This is a genomic window from Haloplanus salinarum (assembly GCF_009762275.1).
Classification (GTDB): domain Archaea; phylum Halobacteriota; class Halobacteria; order Halobacteriales; family Haloferacaceae; genus Haloplanus; species Haloplanus salinarum.
This window is the reverse complement of record NZ_CP034345.1, coordinates 885,409-901,212: the sequence shown is the minus strand read 5'-3', so window position 1 is coordinate 901,212 and position 15,804 is coordinate 885,409. Positions and strand designations below refer to the sequence as shown.

The 15,804-nt window shown below is 68.1% G+C and carries 16 protein-coding genes and 1 tRNA gene; 9 read left to right on the top strand and 8 right to left on the bottom strand.

Going from position 1 to position 15,804, the window contains the following annotated elements; genetic code table 11:
* The first annotated feature begins 70 nt into the window (after positions 1-70).
* The 7 genes from EI982_RS05860 to EI982_RS05830 all read left to right on the top strand — a co-directional run bounded on the left by EI982_RS05860 (position 71) and on the right by EI982_RS05830 (position 8,393).
* Entirely contained in the window at positions 71-652 is a 582-nt protein-coding gene (locus tag EI982_RS05860) for a DUF7524 family protein (RefSeq protein WP_157688597.1), read from the top strand.
* Between the two features lie 67 nt (positions 653-719).
* Complete coding sequence (locus EI982_RS05855; RefSeq protein ID WP_233255297.1) at positions 720-1,415, top strand: YqjF family protein; 696 nt, start codon at positions 720-722, stop codon at positions 1,413-1,415.
* Complete coding sequence (locus EI982_RS05850) at positions 1,412-1,834, top strand: thiol-disulfide oxidoreductase DCC family protein (protein WP_157688596.1); 423 nt, start codon at positions 1,412-1,414, stop codon at positions 1,832-1,834. Before EI982_RS05855 ends, EI982_RS05850 begins: the two co-directional genes overlap by 4 nt.
* A gap of 57 nt (positions 1,835-1,891) precedes the next feature.
* Entirely contained in the window at positions 1,892-3,157 is a 1,266-nt protein-coding gene (locus EI982_RS05845) for a CaiB/BaiF CoA transferase family protein (RefSeq protein WP_157688595.1), read from the top strand.
* A 63-nt stretch (positions 3,158-3,220) separates the two neighbouring features.
* Positions 3,221-6,667, top strand: coding sequence for a PAS domain S-box protein (locus EI982_RS05840; protein WP_157688594.1), 3,447 nt, complete (start codon positions 3,221-3,223; stop codon positions 6,665-6,667).
* Positions 6,668-6,735: 68 nt separating this feature from the next.
* The gene (locus EI982_RS05835) at positions 6,736-7,098 is read left to right on the top strand and encodes a DUF5518 domain-containing protein (protein ID WP_157688593.1); all 363 of its coding nucleotides are present in this window, start codon (positions 6,736-6,738) and stop codon (positions 7,096-7,098) included.
* Positions 7,099-7,724: 626 nt separating this feature from the next.
* A complete protein-coding gene (locus tag EI982_RS05830; RefSeq protein WP_157688592.1) occupies positions 7,725-8,393 on the top strand; it encodes a helix-turn-helix domain-containing protein in 669 nt (222 codons plus the stop codon).
* A gap of 216 nt (positions 8,394-8,609) precedes the next feature.
* Here EI982_RS05830 and EI982_RS05825 read toward each other — a convergent pair.
* Positions 8,610-8,693 (bottom strand) — tRNA-Leu (locus EI982_RS05825).
* 78 nt (positions 8,694-8,771) lie between these two features.
* On the opposite strand from EI982_RS05825, the gene EI982_RS05820 reads away from it, so the two are divergent.
* Complete coding sequence (locus EI982_RS05820) at positions 8,772-9,080, top strand: transcription initiation factor IIB family protein (protein WP_157688591.1); 309 nt, start codon at positions 8,772-8,774, stop codon at positions 9,078-9,080.
* A gap of 28 nt (positions 9,081-9,108) precedes the next feature.
* Here the strand turns inward: EI982_RS05820 and EI982_RS05815 are convergent, their stop codons facing one another.
* The 3 genes from EI982_RS05815 to EI982_RS05805 form a co-directional block, all read right to left on the bottom strand.
* Positions 9,109-9,591, bottom strand: a complete 483-nt coding sequence (locus EI982_RS05815; RefSeq protein ID WP_157688590.1) for a phosphopantetheine adenylyltransferase — start codon at positions 9,589-9,591, stop codon at positions 9,109-9,111.
* 78 nt (positions 9,592-9,669) lie between these two features.
* The gene (locus EI982_RS05810) at positions 9,670-10,170 is read right to left on the bottom strand and encodes a winged helix-turn-helix domain-containing protein (RefSeq protein WP_157688589.1); all 501 of its coding nucleotides are present in this window, start codon (positions 10,168-10,170) and stop codon (positions 9,670-9,672) included.
* 49 nt (positions 10,171-10,219) lie between these two features.
* Positions 10,220-11,296 carry a glutamate--cysteine ligase gene (locus EI982_RS05805; RefSeq protein WP_157688588.1) on the bottom strand — a complete coding sequence of 359 codons (1,077 nt, stop codon included), beginning with the start codon at positions 11,294-11,296 and terminating at the stop codon, positions 10,220-10,222.
* Between the two features lie 404 nt (positions 11,297-11,700).
* On the opposite strand from EI982_RS05805, the gene EI982_RS05800 reads away from it, so the two are divergent.
* Positions 11,701-12,000, top strand: a complete 300-nt coding sequence (locus EI982_RS05800) for a PadR family transcriptional regulator (protein ID WP_049936312.1) — start codon at positions 11,701-11,703, stop codon at positions 11,998-12,000.
* 216 nt (positions 12,001-12,216) lie between these two features.
* Here the strand turns inward: EI982_RS05800 and tenA are convergent, their stop codons facing one another.
* From tenA to EI982_RS05780, 4 genes are all read right to left on the bottom strand, one after another.
* Positions 12,217-12,876, bottom strand: a complete 660-nt coding sequence (gene tenA / locus EI982_RS05795; protein ID WP_157688587.1) for a thiaminase II — start codon at positions 12,874-12,876, stop codon at positions 12,217-12,219.
* 158 nt (positions 12,877-13,034) lie between these two features.
* Positions 13,035-13,670, bottom strand: coding sequence for a fibrillarin-like rRNA/tRNA 2'-O-methyltransferase (locus EI982_RS05790; RefSeq protein WP_157688586.1), 636 nt, complete (start codon positions 13,668-13,670; stop codon positions 13,035-13,037).
* Positions 13,667-14,512: an NOP5/NOP56 family protein gene (locus tag EI982_RS05785; protein ID WP_157688585.1), complete on the bottom strand. Its 846-nt coding sequence runs from the start codon at positions 14,510-14,512 to the stop codon at positions 13,667-13,669. The genes EI982_RS05790 and EI982_RS05785 overlap by 4 nt, the downstream gene beginning before the upstream one ends.
* Before the next feature lie 70 nt (positions 14,513-14,582).
* Positions 14,583-15,722, bottom strand: coding sequence for a mandelate racemase/muconate lactonizing enzyme family protein (locus tag EI982_RS05780; RefSeq protein WP_157688584.1), 1,140 nt, complete (start codon positions 15,720-15,722; stop codon positions 14,583-14,585).
* Between the last annotated feature and the right edge of the window lie 82 nt (positions 15,723-15,804).

Sequence of the window (15,804 nt, the reverse complement as noted above, 5' to 3'; positions counted from 1 at the left end):
CGACCGCGACGGCCGCACGACGAGCCGAACGGCCTGAAGTTTTTTCGTCCCCGGGTGTGACCCTCGGCCTGTGACTCCGGTGTTGCTCGTCGAGTTGAACCGTGGGGAGCTTCACGACGTCGAGGCCCCCGCGGAGTTCGCGACCGCCGAGCCGTTCTCGGTCGAGCTCCGCAACCACGGTGAGGCCGTCCACGTCCACGTTCGCGCCGACGACGCCCTGTCGCCGGTCGCCCGCATCGACGCCGACGGCAATCTCTTCGTCGAGCGCGAGACCACCCGCTCGGTTCCCGTCGGCGTGAGCGACGTGGACGAGTCGGTCACGGGCACCCTCGAAATCTCCACCGGCTACGGCGCCGAGACACGCACCGTCGAGGTGACGGTCGAACCAGCCGACGACGGGGGGGCGGTCGACGTCGACGAGACGCTCTCCAGCCCCGCGAACGCGGCCGAGAGCACCGACACGACGCCACTGAGCCGGCGGCTCGCCGGGGCGCTCCCCGGACGACGGGCGCTGCCGGTCCTGCTGCTCGGCCTCGTCGCCGTGGGCGTCGCGGCGGCCGTCGCGAACGCCGTCGACAGCCAGCTGGTGCTCGTCGGTGCGGGCGTCGTCGTCGGCGCGGTACTCGTCGCCCTCGTCGTCCTCTTTCAGTGACCCGGCGACCGGTGACCCCCCGGCCACCGGACGGCGACGTTTTGGGGCCGGCGCCCCACGGTCCGGTATGGTCCCGCTGGAGATGGGCTGGCGACACCTGCTGTTCGAGAACTGGCCGGTCGACCCCGCCGTCGTCGACGCGCACGTTCCGGACGCGCTGACCGTCGACGAACACGACGGCCGCGCGTGGCTCTCGGTCGTCCCCTTCACCAACGTCGCGGTCCGCCCTGCGGGGCTGCCGGAGTGGGGTGGCTTCCGACTCCCGGAACTCAACTTGCGGACTTACGTCACCCGCGACGGCGAACCCGGCGTCTACTTCTTCAGCCTCGACGCCGAGGGACTGCTCGGCGTCCTCGGCGCGCGCCTCTTCCAGCACCTCCCGTACTACTACGCCCGGGTCTCGTTGACGGGCGACGGCGACGACGGGGTTCGGTTCGTCAGCCGGCGGCGCCATCCCGGCGCCCGCCCCGCGGTGTACGCGGCGACCTACCGCCCCGTCGGGCCGGGGTTCGAGGCGCGCGAGGATCCCCTCGCTCGCTTCCTCGTCGAGCGCTACCGCTTCTACACCGAGGCGCCGGACGGCACCCTCCGCTATGCCGACATCGACCACGACCCCTGGACGCTGTATCCCGCCACCGCCGACGTGCGGACGAACACGCTCTTTGCGGCCAACGGCTTCGAGCGACCGGACGCCACGCCGACGCGCTACTACAGTCCGGGGCTCGACGTGACCGCCTCGCCGAGCAAGGTCTGGGAGCGATGAGCGACGACGCGCTCCCCGAGGACCCGGTCCTCCTGTTCGACGGCGTCTGCAACCTCTGTAACGGGTTCGTTCGGTTCCTGGCTCCCCGCGACACGGCGGGGCGCATCCGCTACGCGTCGCTCCAGTCCGAGGCGGGGCAGGCGTTGCTGGCGCGGGCGGGGCTCCCGGAGGATCCGGACACGGTGGTGCTCGTCGAGGGCGACCGGGCCTACACGAAGTCCGCCGCCGTCGTCCGGGTCGCGGAGTTGCTCGGGTGGCCCTACCGCCTCCTCCGGGTCGCCCGCCTCCTCCCCCGACGGCTCCGGGACGCCGGCTACGACGTCGTGGCCGCCAACCGGTACGACTGGTTCGGCCGCCGGGAGCGGTGTATGGTGCCGGACGACGACGTGCGCGACCGTTTCCTCGACGACGGAGTGTGAGCGCGTCCCCGGCGCGCCCTCGGAAGGATTTTAGTCGGGTCGCTCGCAGGTTCGTGTATGACATCGAACGACGACGCGGACGCGGATCGCATCCTCGACGGCATCACCGTCGTGGATCTCACCACGTTCGTGACCGGCGGGTTCGCGACGCTGATGCTGGCGAACCAGGGCGCGGAGGTCATCAAGGTCGAACGGCCCGAGGTCGGCGACGACAACCGCCACTCCGGACCGCCCTTCGTCGAGCCGGACCCGGACTACGACGGCCCGGGGCGGACCGCCGACGACAACGGCGAGTCGCCTTACTTCTGGACGATCAACTACGACAAGCTGAGCGTCGAGTTCAACCTCAAGACCGACTCGGGGCTCGAAGCGCTGTACGACCTGGTCGAGGAGGCGGACGTGGTCGTCGAGAACTTCCGGCCGGGAACCGCAGAGCGCCTCGACGTCGGCTACGACGACCTCCGCGAGGTGAACGAGGATATCGTCTACTGTTCCATCTCCGCGTTCGGCGAGACGGGGCCGTGGAGCAGTCGCCCGGGGTACGATCTCCTGGTGCAGGGAACCAGCGGCATCATGAGCGTCACGGGACCGGAGGACGGCGACCCGGTGAAGGTCGGCCTGCCCCAGACCGACCTCATCACCGGCATGTGGGCGGCGTTCGGCATCGTCGGCTCGCTGTTCCGGCGGGAGCTCACGGGCGAGGGCGACCGGATCGAAATCGGGATGCACGACGCCGCGCTCCCGTGGCTCACCAAGCAGGCCGGCAAGGCGTTCGTCGGCGAGCAACCGGAGCGCATGGGGACGAAAGACCCCGTGCTCGCCCCCTACCAGGCGTACCCCACCGCCGACGGCTACCTCAACGTCGGCTGTGGCAACCAGAAGCTCTGGGAGGAGCTCTGTGCGGCTATCGACCGACCGGATCTGGCCGAGGACGACCGCTTCGCCAGCAACCCCGACCGCGTCGCCAACATGGACGAACTCGAAACCGAGCTGTCGGCGGTGTTCCGCGAACGGCCGACCGACGAGTGGGTCGACCTGCTGGCCGACGAACACGGCCTCCCCGTCGGCCCGGTCTACGACGTGCCGACCGCCCTCGACAACGAGCAGACCGAGGCCCGCGACGTGATTCGCGAGGTCGACCATCCCGCGCTCGGGACGGTTCCCGTGATCGAACACCCGCTCAACTACGAGCACGCCGACGCCGGCTTCGACGGCGCGCCGCCGCTCCTCGGCGAGGACACCGAGGCCATCCTCCGGGGACTCGGCTACGACGACGCCGCGTTGACGCGACTCCGGGACGAGGGCGCGATTCCGGGCGAGTAACGTCCGTGGGGGGCGGCCACACGCTTATATCCCGCCCCCGGTAAGGGGTGGCACTCACCGACGATGACCCCGAGTACGGAGCGAATCACCGTCCTCCACGTCGACGACGACCCGGCTTTCGCCGACATGGCTACGACCTTCCTCGAACGCGAGGACGACCGGTTCGACGTCGAGACGGCCACCGGCGCGGAGGATGGACTGTCGCTGCTCGGGTCGATGAACGTCGACTGTATCGTCAGCGACTACGACATGCCGGGGCGGAACGGCCTCGAGTTCCTCGACGCCGTCCGCGAGGACCACCCGGATCTCCCCTTCGTCCTCTTCACCGGGAAGGGGAGCGAGGAGATCGCGAGCCGGGCCATCTCTGCGGGCGTCACCGACTACCTCCAGAAGGGCGGCGGCACGGGACGGTACGCCGTCCTCGCGAACCGCATCACCAACGCGGTCGAACAGTACCGCTCGCAGCGGGAACTCGAAGCCAGTCAACAGCGACTCTCCCTGTTCATCGAGCAGTCGCCGCTCGGCGTCCTGGAGTACGACAGCGACTTCGAGATCGTCCGCCTGAACGACGCCGCCGAGGAGATTCTCGGGTACTCCGAGTCGGAACTCCGCGGGGAGACGTGGGAGAAGATCGTCGCCAGCGACAGTTACGAGAGCGTCGATGCGGTCACGTCCAAGCTGGCGAACGGCGAAGGGGGCTATCACAGTATCGACGCGAACGTCCGCAAGGATGGCGAGCGGATCGTCTGTGAGTGGCACAACCGAGTCATCACGGACGAGGAGGGCGAGGTCGTCGCCGTCTTCTCGCAGTTTCAGGACGTCACCGAGCGCCGGGAGCGCCGGCGGCGGATCGAGGCGCTCCACGAGGCGACCCGCGAGTTGATGGCCGCCGATTCGCGTCAGACGGTCGCCGAGCGGGCGGTCGAGACGGCCCGCGACGTCCTCGGCCTGCAGATAAACAGCGTCTACCTCTACGACGGGGACGCCGACGCCCTCGTGCCTGCCGCGGTCACCGACGAGGCCGTCGAGTTGATCGGCGAGCCACCGGTCTACGACCCCGGCGAGAGCCTCTCGTGGGAGGCGTTTCGGACCGGCGAGGTCCGCGTGTTCGAGGACGTCAGCACCGAACCCGGTCGCTACAACCCCGACACGGCGTTCGGCTCGGAGATCATCCTGCCCCTGGGCGACCACGGCGTGATGTACGTCGCGGCGACCGAGTCCGGGGCCTTCGACGAGTCCGACGTCACGCTCGCGCGGACGCTCGCCGCCAACACGCAGGAGGCCCTCTCCCGGATCGAACGCGAGCGGACGCTCCGCGAGAGCCGTCGCCGCTACCGGACGCTCGTCGAGGACTTCCCCGACGGCGCCGTCTTCCTCTTCGACGAGGATCTGGAGGTCGTCCTCGCCGGCGGCGCCGAACTCGACGCCCTCGGGCTGGGCCCCGAGACGTTCGTCGGCCGGACCGTCGAGGGCGTCTTCGGCACCGACGTCGCCGACGTGCAGGCTTCCCACTACCGTGCGGCCCTCGACGGCGAGGAGCGGATGTTCGAGCAGTCCTATCACGGGGAGTGGTACCAAACACACATCGTCCCCGTCGACCACCTCGATACGATCGAGGGCATGGTCGTCGTGCGGAACGTGACCGAACGCAAGGAGTACGTCCGGCGCTTGGAGACGCTGATCAGCAACCTCCCGGGGATAACGTATCGCTGTCGGAACGAACCGGGGTGGCCGATGGAGGATCTCCGAGGGGAGGTCGAGGCGCTCACCGGCTACACCGCCGCAGAACTGGAGTCCGACGCCGTGAGTTGGGGCGACGACGTCCTCCACTCCGGAGACCGAGCGGAGGCCTGGGAGGTCGTGCAGGACGCCCTCGACGACGGCGACTCCTTCGAGGTCACCTACCGCATCCACGCGGCGGACGGCACGGTCAAGTGGCTCTGGGAGCGCGGCCGAGCCGTCCCCGACGCCGACGGCGAGCCGGCCGTCCTGGAGGGGTTCATCACCGACGTCACCGAGCGCAAGGAGCACGAGGCGACGCTCCGTGCCGAGCGCGAGAAGATCCGGCGACTGTTAGAGACCAGCCCCGTCGGCATCATGATCGTCGACCCCGACGGCTCGTTCCGACGGGCGAACGAACGCGCCGAGGAGATCCTCGGCCTCTCGCGGTCGACGATCACCGACCGCACCTACGACGACGCGGCGTGGAGCGTCGTCGACGCCGACGGCGAGCCCATGCCCGCGTCGGAGCTCCCGGTCAGGCGCGTCTTCGAAACCGGCGAGCCCGTGATGAACCACGAACAGGGAGTCGACCGCCCGGACGGGGAACGTCGGTGGATCTCGGTCAACGCCGCACCCCTGACCACGGCCGACGGCGAGGTCGAGGCCGTCGTCGCCGCGATGATGGACGTCACCGACCGACGCGAGGGGGAGCAGGCCCTCCGCCACCGGACCGCGGAACTGGAGGCGACGACGAGCCGACTCCGGGCGCAGTACCGCCGCCTCTTCGAGGAGGCGCCGGTCATGGCCGTCGTCACCCGCCTCGAGGAGGGCACGCTGATCGTCGAGGACTGCAACCGCCTGTTCGCCGAGACGGTCGGTTACGACCGGACGGACGTCGTCGGCCGCGAACTCGGGTCCTTTTACACCCCCGACTCACGCCGTCGACACCGGACGGATGACGGCTACGAACCCGCGACCGTCGGCGAACTCGTCCGCACCGACCGAAAGCTCCGCACGGCCGACGGCGACGTCGTCGAGACGCTCCTCCGGTCGGTCCCTCGTCGGGACGCGGACGTGACCGGCACGCTCACCTTCTACATCGACGTCAGCGAGCGACGGGAACTGGAACGCGAGAAGGAGCGACTGGACGAGTTCGCGAGCATCGTCTCACACGACCTCCGCACCCCGCTCAACGTCGCCCGCGGGCAGGCCGAACTGGCACGGGAGGTCTGCGAAGCGGGCCGCGACAACCTCGATTCGGTGATCCGTGCCCACGAGCGCATGGAGTCGCTGATCGACGACCTGCTCGCGCTCGCCCGGAGCGGGATGGGGATCGACGAAGTGGAACCGGTCGCCCTCGACGACCTGGTCCGGGAGTGCTGGACCACCGTCGAGACGAGTGCGGCCGAACTCGTCGTCGCCACCGACCTGACGATCCGCGCCGACCGGAGTCGCCTCCGACAGCTGCTGGAGAACCTCGTTCGGAACGCAGTGGAGCATGGCTCCACGACCGACCCGGACGCCGGGACCGACGCGGAGACCGGCGTGACGGTCACTATCGGGGCGCTCGACGACGGCTTCTACGTCGCCGACGACGGCCTCGGCATCCCCGACGCCGAGCGCGAGGACGTTTTCGACGCCGGCTACTCCACCGTCGAGGACGGCACCGGGTTCGGCCTCAGCATCGTCGAGGGGGTCGCCGACGCCCACGGGTGGGATATCCGCGTGGTCGACGGTCCCGACGGCGGCGCGCGCTTCGAGATCACCGGCGTCGAGATCGTCGAGTAGGGTCCCGGGTCCATCGACGGCGATCCACCACCGAGCGGGTTTTCCCCCCGACCGCCGTGCGTGTGGGTATGACGGATTGGACCGCGGTCCTCTGGGGGTTCGTTGCCGGAATCGTCGCCGGCCTCCTGGCCTTCTTCGTCCCGATCATCGGGCACATCGGCGCGGGGCTCGTCGCCGGCGGCGTCGCCGGCTATCTCGCCGGCGGCGGCCTCGGCTCCGGTGCGTGGCACGGCCTGCTCGCCGGCGCCCTCGACGGCATCGTCATCGTCCTCCTGATCGTTCCCCTCGCCACCCTCGTCGGCGGCATCGGGGCCGGACCACTCGGTGGCCTCGTCGGCGGGCTCGGCGTCCTGACCGTCGGGATCGTCATCGCGTTCGTCGTCGCGCTCGACAGCGCCATCGGCGGCGCCATCGGCGCGCTGGTTTCGTAACCCGACGATCGATTCCGGTTACGACTGTGGAGTGTCCCGCCGAGCGTTCGAGCGTGGATCCATCCCCTGTTGTCGGCTTCCTCCCACGTTCGCGGGAGCGACGTCCTCGTACAGCCCACCGGCACACGGAGCGTTCCGAGGACGGCTGCAGCCGTGGGCTTTCCCCTGTGCATATAAGTGGGTTATAGGCTTAAGCTACAGAACGATGCGGTTACGTCCCTTCCGTTCGTTCGTATGGGACAGCGAAACCATGCCGACGACCGAGACAGCGCGACCGACTCGAAATTCTACCTCCCCGCCGGGATCAGCCCGTCGTCCGAGGCCAGTCGGGTCGAGTCCCTCCGGGCGATGCTGTTCAGTGATCGTCCCTAACACGGCGGGATAGCCGGGACCGATTCCGGTGAGCGGAGCGGTCTCGGGGAGTCCCGCACTGCCTGTATCGATCCTCCGAGCCGGTCGTGACGTGAAAAAACGAACGGCACCCCCTCTTCGGAGCTCGCGACCGACTCAGTTAAGCCACCACACGGCCACCGTTACAGTTCCAGTAGCACGCACGACAACGTCGGTACCGATCGGCCGTCTGAAAGACCGTAACCGCGGAACCACAAATACCACGCGATGGAACAATGACCGATATCAAAGCGGTCGTCCGAGTCGAGCATCCCGATATCGTCCTCACGGAGACAGTCACTCACGATCGAAGTTCGAAGGTCACGTCGGTGTCGGAGGCGGGAACCGACCCGACGTCGGGGAGATTCTTCTATCACATAGAATCATCCGATTTCTGCCGGTTCGAAGACGGATTACGGCACGACAGTACTATTGGCGAATTCGAACGAGTCATCGAAACCAGGGACGACGAGGCGATCTATAGCTTCGAGTATACCGACGACGCGAAGGTTCTCTCACCGGTCATCTCGGCTGCGAACGGTGTCATCCTCGACATGGAAAACGACGGACGCGCTTGGGTCCTAACGGTGTGGATGCCCGACCGATCCGATCTGGTTCCCCTCTGGGAGTATGCACAACAGCATGACGTCGATATCGATCTACTGCGTGTGAACGAATACGCTAGTTTGGGAACGACCGACGCCGGATTGACCGATAGCCAACGCGAAGCACTCCTCGTGGCACTCGAAACGGGATATTTCGAAGAACCACGGGACGTAACCCTCGGCGAGGTCGCCGCTGATCTGGATATCTCACAACCTGCAGCCAGTGGTCTCCTTCGGCGTGGAATCAAGCGACTCGTCATCTCGTCTCTGGTGGACGACGGTGACTCTCCGTCGGCGTGATTCGTGCTGCTCGTTCGTTCAAGCCCAGAAGTGCGCGAGACCGGATTCGAACCACGGTCACTCCGCATTGCTCCGTTCCCTGCTTCGAATCCGTTCCTGCTCTTCGCTCACTTCGTCCGCTCATGCGCGGGACCGGATTCGAACCGGACGAAACCTCGCTTCGCTCGGTTTCTAGGGTTCAAACCGCTCCTGCTCGTTCGTCGCTTCGCTCCTCACTGCGCGGGACCGGATTCGAACCGGCGGACCCCTACGGGACAGCGTCCTAAGCGCTGCGCCTTTTCCTGGCTTGGCTACCCGCGCGCATCACCGACTTGCCGCCGAGCGGGGTAAGAAGCTGTCGCCTCGAAGATTAAGTAGCCGGACGGCGAAGGGTAACTCATGTATCGCGCGCGGGACCGCGTGGACAACGAGGAGTGGGTGGCCCGACTGACGCGGGCGGCCGACGGGCTGGACCTCGACACCGAGGCGCGGTCCAACGCGGTCGATCTCTTCCTCTCGAACGTCCCCGACGAGGAGCGCTCGAAGCCCGCCGTCGCGGCCGCCAGCCTCTACGCCGGCGCATTGATCGCCGGCGAGGAGCGCTCGCAGGGATCGGTCGCGGCGGCGATGGACGTGACGCGACTGAGCGTTCAGACGCGGTGGAAGGAGTTGCTTGCCGACTCGGGGTTTCGTCCTCCGGAGTGGTGACACGTAGCGGGCGGAAGGACGTCGAGGGTCAGTCGGTCTCGGGGGTGCGCTCGGGCGTGAGGTTGCCGTGGCGGTCGATCTCGCCGCGGACGATTCGCGTCGAGGAGATGCGCTCGCCGTCCTCGGCGGGGACGTGATCGACCACTTCGATCCGGAGTGGGGCGAGCCCGCGGGCCTCCCTGATCTCGTTGATGCGCTCGGCGCCGCTCCGGGTCTCCGGCGAGACGACGATGGCGTCGAATCCCGGTTCGGTGGCGATGCCGGTGGGTTCCTCGAGGCGTCGGATCCGGTAGGTGTGGTCGTACGCCGCGGCGAGGGCGTCGAGTTCGGCGTCGACGTCCGCACGCCGGTCCTCGAAGGGGCGCACGCGCCGGGGGACCTTCCGCGTCTCGGCGGCGAGGGCGTCGCTCGTGAGGCCGACAGTGACGTCGCCGAGTTCGAACGCACGGTCGAACAGGGCACGGTGTCCGTCGTGCACCGGGTCGAACGTCCCGCCAAGCGCGACCTGCATGTCCGGGCCCACGACTCGGCGAGACTTAAACGGGTCGACTCGTGGGATCCGGCCGTCCCCGACCGCAGTCCGGCGGTGTTACTCGTCGGCGTCCTCGACGGTGATTCGGACGGGGTCGGCGTCGCCGGCGTCGTTCGACTCCCCGTCCGATCCTCGCTCCAGGTTGAACACGGCGTTCAACTGCTCTTGCACCTGGCCGACGGCCCCCTGGACGAGCGTGCTCGGCGCGATGGCCTCGTACTCGTAGGGGTTGTTGCCGGCGCCCGCGCTCTCGCGCTTGTGGCGCTCGACGGTCCCCTCCTCGTGGAGCTGTGCCAGGGCCTCCCGGACCGTACTCGGGTAGAGACCGGTCCCATCCGCGACTTCGTCGCTCGTCGATCCGGGATGCTGCCTGAGGTAGACGTAGATCCGCGCGCGCGTCTCCGTGTCGAGGATCCACGCCAGCAGGTCGACGACGCCCTCGTCGAACTCCGTGACCGCGCGGTCCGCCTCGGCCTCCAGGCGCTCCCGAGGCGACACGTCGTCGTCGGTCGCCTCCGCGTCCGCGTCGAGCCGTTCGGAGCCGTTCTCTTCTGACATGTGTTCTCTAACGAAGGTCAGAACCCGGCGACCAAAAGGCTTGCTGCGCTCAGGCGAGCAACAGGGACTCACGGAGCGCCTCGGGCCCCTCCTCGCGGTTGAGGCGGCGCTGGCTGGCCGCGCCGCTGGGCGCGTCGAGCAGGTCGTGGAGGCCGTCGACGCCGAGGCGGTCGCACTCCCGGTCGACGAACGCGTCGAGCGAGACGGTGTCCTCGCCCGAGCGTTCGACGAAGTCGGCGTCGTGGCCGTAGCGCATGGCGCGCCACTTGTTCTCGTCGAGGAACTCGCGGCGGAGCGAGGGGAGCGTCTCCCCGTCGTCGTACCGGTCGGCTAGGTCGAGGACCAGCGCGTGGACGTACTCGGCGATGGCGAGGACCCGATCCGGGTCGGCCTGGGCGTCGGGTGTCCGCACCTCCACGGTGCCGTGGCCCGTGTGCGGACGCACGTCGTACCAGAGCTCGCCGCGGTCGTTGATCGACCCCGTCTCGACCATCCGCCGCTCGAACCGTCGGTAGGCCTCGAAATCCTCGAACGCGGTGGGGATGCCCGTGTTCGGGAGGTTCTCGAACACCTTCGCCCGGGCCGAGGCCAGTCCGGTGTCGAAGCCGTTCCAGAACGGCGAGTTCGCCGACAGCGCGAGGATGGGTGGCAGGTACCACCGGAGGCGGTTGGCGATCCAGGTCGCCTTGTCCGCGTCGTCGACGCCGACGTGGACGTGGAGGCCCGCGGTCGTGTTGCGGTGCTGTGGGTACTGGATGCGGTCGAGTTGGGCGCGGTACCGCTCCTTGGTGGCGTGATCGAGTTCGCGCCACTTCGCCGTCGGGTGGAGGCCGGCCGCGGCGATCCGGTAGCCGTGGTCGGCGGCGTGGTCGACCAGCGCCGTCCGGACCGTCCCCAGCGCGTCGGCCGCGTCGTCCGGTCGCTCGATCAGCGGCGTCTGGGTCTCGATGGTGAACTGGAACAACTCGTGATCGAGGCGGTCGACGAGGGGTTCGGGCGGGTCGCTCCCGTAGACCAGGTCGTCGATGCCGGCGGTCGGTCGCCCCGCCTCGTCGACGATGTAGAACTCCTCTTCGATGCCGAGCGTGCCCATCCGCTCGAACGCGTCCCGCGAGCCGAGATCCATCGACGCGTCGTTCGAGGCGGTCGATTAAATAAGTCGTGGACGCCGATCGAACGCGGCGACGGCCGTGTTCCGAACTACTGTAAGTCTCCCGAGACGTCGCCGGAGGACGGCCGGACCCGGTGCCAGCCGACGTGGCCGCTCGTCACCGTCGCGCAGGCAACGGAATCGTCTTCGGTCCCCGACCGCTCAACGACGGCCGGTGGGTGCCGACGAGAGGGCCCGATACCAGTATCAGCGGACGGTGACGTCGTCGGATTCCACCGTCGTTCCGAGCCCTCGGAATCCTCGGCCACCGTCCACGAATCGGGCTCACGGGCGATTTCGACGGTCATTCGCCCGAACGGAACTTTTCGTGTCCCACCGCGGAAGACATATAAGTATCGAGAGATAAATATAGGGCGACGATGCACGACTTGACCGGTTTCCAGCGAGATCTCCTGTACGTGATCGCCGGACTCGACGAACCACACGGACTCGCGATCAAGGAGGAACTCGAGGATTACTACGAGAGCGAGATTCACCACGGCCGACTGTATCCGAATCTCGACACGCTCGTCGAGAAGGGACTCATCGACAAGGGCCAGCGGGACCGCCGCACCAACTACTATACGCTGACGCGCCGGGGGCGCCGGGAACTCGAGGCACGCCGCGAGTGGGAGGACCAGTACGTCGCCGACCTGATCGAAGAGGCGACGCCGGCCTAACGGAAAAACAGCCGCGTCCGGGAGGGGGGGAAACTCCCGGGGCACCGTGCCCGTGACGCGGCACACCATCTAGATGCTCCGGACGCTTCAACTTCGCGGACGTGTGCATCGCCGTTACTCGACCCGATCGGCGAGGGTTCGCACTCGCCATCGACGGATCCTCGTCCCGCCGTAGTCTGCGGGTCCGGTGCTCGCTGGGTCCGGTCGCGAACGCGGTTAGACTCCCCAGTCCTCCCGTGTGTAGGCCATCTCCCAGAATCGGTATTCGAGGCGGGCACTGGTCAGGAACGCCTCGCGCATGGCGTCGTGCTCGCCCGGATACCGTTCACCACACCGGTCGACGAAACCCCGCATCAGGCCGACGACGTCGCGGAACTCGTCGCTGGTGTACGTCTCGATCCACGGCGTGTATCGGTGTTCCTCCGTCGCGAGTTCCGCCGTGTGTTCCCCGATATCGAGGAAGCCCTGTCCACACGGGAACAGTGCTGCACTGATCTCCGCGAGCGACCCCTCGTATGCCGTCCGAATCAGGAAGTTCGTGTACGCTTCGCAGGTCGGAGCCTTCCGAACGCCCTCAAGGTCCTCCCGTGACACCCCGTAGTCGGCGGCGAACTCCCGGTGTAGCTCCATCTCGTGACTGAGCGTGCTGTGGGCGACGCTCAGGAGGTCCGTCATCGTCCCCTCGTCGCGCGCCTTCGCCCCGGCGATGGCGAACAGTCGAGCGTAGTCGAGGAGATAGCGATAGTCCTGTTCGATCCAGTACTGGAACGCCGATTCGTCCAAGGTTCCCTCCGCGAGTTCCACGACGAACGGATGCTCCTTCTGTGCCTCCCAGAGGTGGTCACCCGCCTCGAGCAGTCGGTCGCTGAACGCCATCGTACGGACTCACCTACCGAAGCCACCGTGATATATATTGGTGGTATAACCGTATTATCACAGTGTGCACGGCCGACGTCGCCGACCGTCGTCGCGTCCCGCCGAATCGGACTCCGATCGGGGTCGATCGGTCGTGGTCCCGACGCCGCCGTCGGCGTCTACTCCTCCCGTGGACTGGCGACGACGACGAGGTGGTCGTCGTGGTGCCGGTCGAGCCGAGCCGTCTCCAGGATCTCGTAGTGCGCCCGCAGGTCGGCGAGGACGTCCTCGAAGACGGATGCGGGGTCGCGGGTCACGTCCTCGCTTCGGGCCTTGATCGCCGCGAGGAGTCGCCCGTCCGGGGCCAGAAAGCGCCGGTTGCGGGCCGCGACGCGGGCCTGGCCGCGGGTCGCCACGTCCTGGACGAGGGCGTCGAGATCCGACTCGACCACGTGGGCGTACGTCTCGGGCCGGCGGGCGTCCTTCAACAGCGGAAACAGGTTGGGGCGGGAGGCCGCCACATCGACCAGGTCGCGGGCGGGTCGGGGCGCGAACTCGACGGCGTAGGTCGGTCCCGCGAAGTCGGCGACGTGGCTGACCGTCGTCCCGCTCGCGGCGCCGAGATAGAGGACGCTCTCCCCGCCGGTCAGGCCGGTGTCGAGGCCCAGTTCCAGGGTCGCGCCGAGTTTCGACCGACCGGCGTCCCACAGGCGCCACGGGCCGTCCGTCGGCTCGCCGTACACCGGCTCCCCGCGGGTGGCGAGGCGCTCCCGGCCGTCGACCCGGCGCCGCTCGACGCCGTCGGGGAGGCTCATCGGTCGGCCCTCGCGCGGATGGTCGCGATGCGCTCGTCGAGTTCCTCGTGGAGCGACGGCCGGAGGTCGCCTGCGTAGTGGTCGATCCGCGCCGCGATGGTGAGTTTCCCCGCCAGCGCACGGGCGGCCGATCCGCGGTCCTCGGGCCGGGTGTTCCGGACGTAGTCGTGGGTGAAGATGACGCCGTGTTTCGGGGACGGTGCCCGTCCGGAGAGGTGGGCGAACAGCGCGTCCTCGGCGCCGAGCACCTGGACCGTTCCCGAGGGCTTCTTCGCGAGGGAACCGAGGCCGCCCGCGAGGGCGATCAACCGCGCGGCGAGCACCGGCCCGGCCATCCGGGTCAGGTTGGGCGCCACCGCCGGCGCCGCCCGCTCGATGTACGCGCGTAAGTCGTCGGCCTCGTCAGCCAGGTCGACCACCCGCTCGGCGAGGGAGACGGCGCGACGCTCCGCCGCCGTCTCGGCGTCGTGTCCGGCGATCGATCGGGCGCCGTCGACGCCCGGCTGGGCGTCGTCGAACAGCGCGCCCGCCCACTCGGCGACCCGCTCCGCGAGTTCGTTCGCCGTCCGCTCGGCGTCGTCCATCGCCCGGACACAGTGGATCAACTGTCGGTCGTCGGCCCGCTCGCGCTCGCGGACGGCCTCCCGAGTCGCGTGTACCGTCGCTTCGTGCAGGCGCTCGTAATACTCGTCTCGGTCGGCGGCGAAACCCTCTTCGACGGCGCGGGCGGGCCAGTCGTTCGGTTCGTCCGCACTCCCGCCTTCGATGGTCTCGCGGGCCGCGTCCACGTCGCCCGGGTCGACGTCTCGGAACCAGGCGACACCTCCGGATTCGTCACTCATATACGGGTCTTAGACACCCGGGTTGTAAATGCGCTTCCGATACGGCGCCTCGGAAGTCGCGTCGTCGGTTTCAGCCGTCTATCCGGTAGTCGGCCACCGCATCGAGGTCGACCTCCACGCCGAGACCGGGAGTGGACGGAATCGGTACCGTTCCGTCGTCCGGCGCCATACCGGGACCGGCGAGGGCGTCGCGGATCGGGTTCGGCGAGCGATCGTACTCCAACCACGGTCGGCCATCGACCGTCGCGATGAGGTGGAGGCTGGCTGCCAGTCCGACCGGCGTCCCCCACGCGTGTGGCACGACGTCGATCCCGTGTTCTTGGGCTCGGGTTACGATGCGCCGTCCGGGGGTGAGTCCCCCGACGATGCAGACGTCGGGTTGTGCGACGTCCACGCCGTGGACGTCGAACAGCCGAGTGAAGTCGGTCGGCGTGTGACATTCGCCTCCCGCGATCGGTACGTCCAGGTCGGCCCGAAGGGCGGCGTAGCCTTCGATATCTTCCGGTGCAACGGGCTCTTCGAACCACTGGACTCCCAGTTGGTCCAGCGCCCGTCCCACCCTCCGTGCTTCGCGCCGTGTGTAGGCGTAGTTGGCGTCCACCATCATCGTCACGTCGTCACCGACCCGCTCCCGGACGGTTCGCACGAGTTCGATATCCTCGTCGGGCCCGTATCCGAGAAGCGAGAGACCGGTCTTCAGTTTCAACGCGCCCAACTCCTCCGCGTTCGCCGCCGCTTCGTCGGCTATCTCGTCGTATTGAACCGAGAGGTCGTCGGTATCCCTGAAGTAGTGACCGGTGGCGTACGCGCGGACGTCCCCGCGTTCGCGGCCGCCCAAGAGCACGGAGACGGGTTCGTCCAGCAGCTTTCCCTTGAGGTCCCAGAGTGCGATGTCCAGCCCGCTGATCGCGGGCAGTGGGACGACCGTCTGGTACGTCGCCCGACCGGCATCGTAGAGGTGATCGTAGAGGCGTTCCACGTGCAGCGGATCCTCGCCGAGAACGGTCGGTGCCAGGACGTCCTCGACTGTCTCCCGCGTTCCAGCCACCGGGCCCCAGCACTCCCCCCATCCGACCGTCCCGTCGTCCGCTTCGACCTTGACGAGGACCGCCGAACGGCGGTCCACCCACTCCTGTGCGTATCCGAACCGGTCTTCCAGCGGTGCCGATAGACCCACCGTCTCTACGCTCTCGATGGACACGTCGATCATGGAAGTGTGACGTCTACGAGGGTTCGTCCCGTCGTGTTGAAAACCCTGCCGACGGACGGGGTGGTCCCGCGACACGTCCACG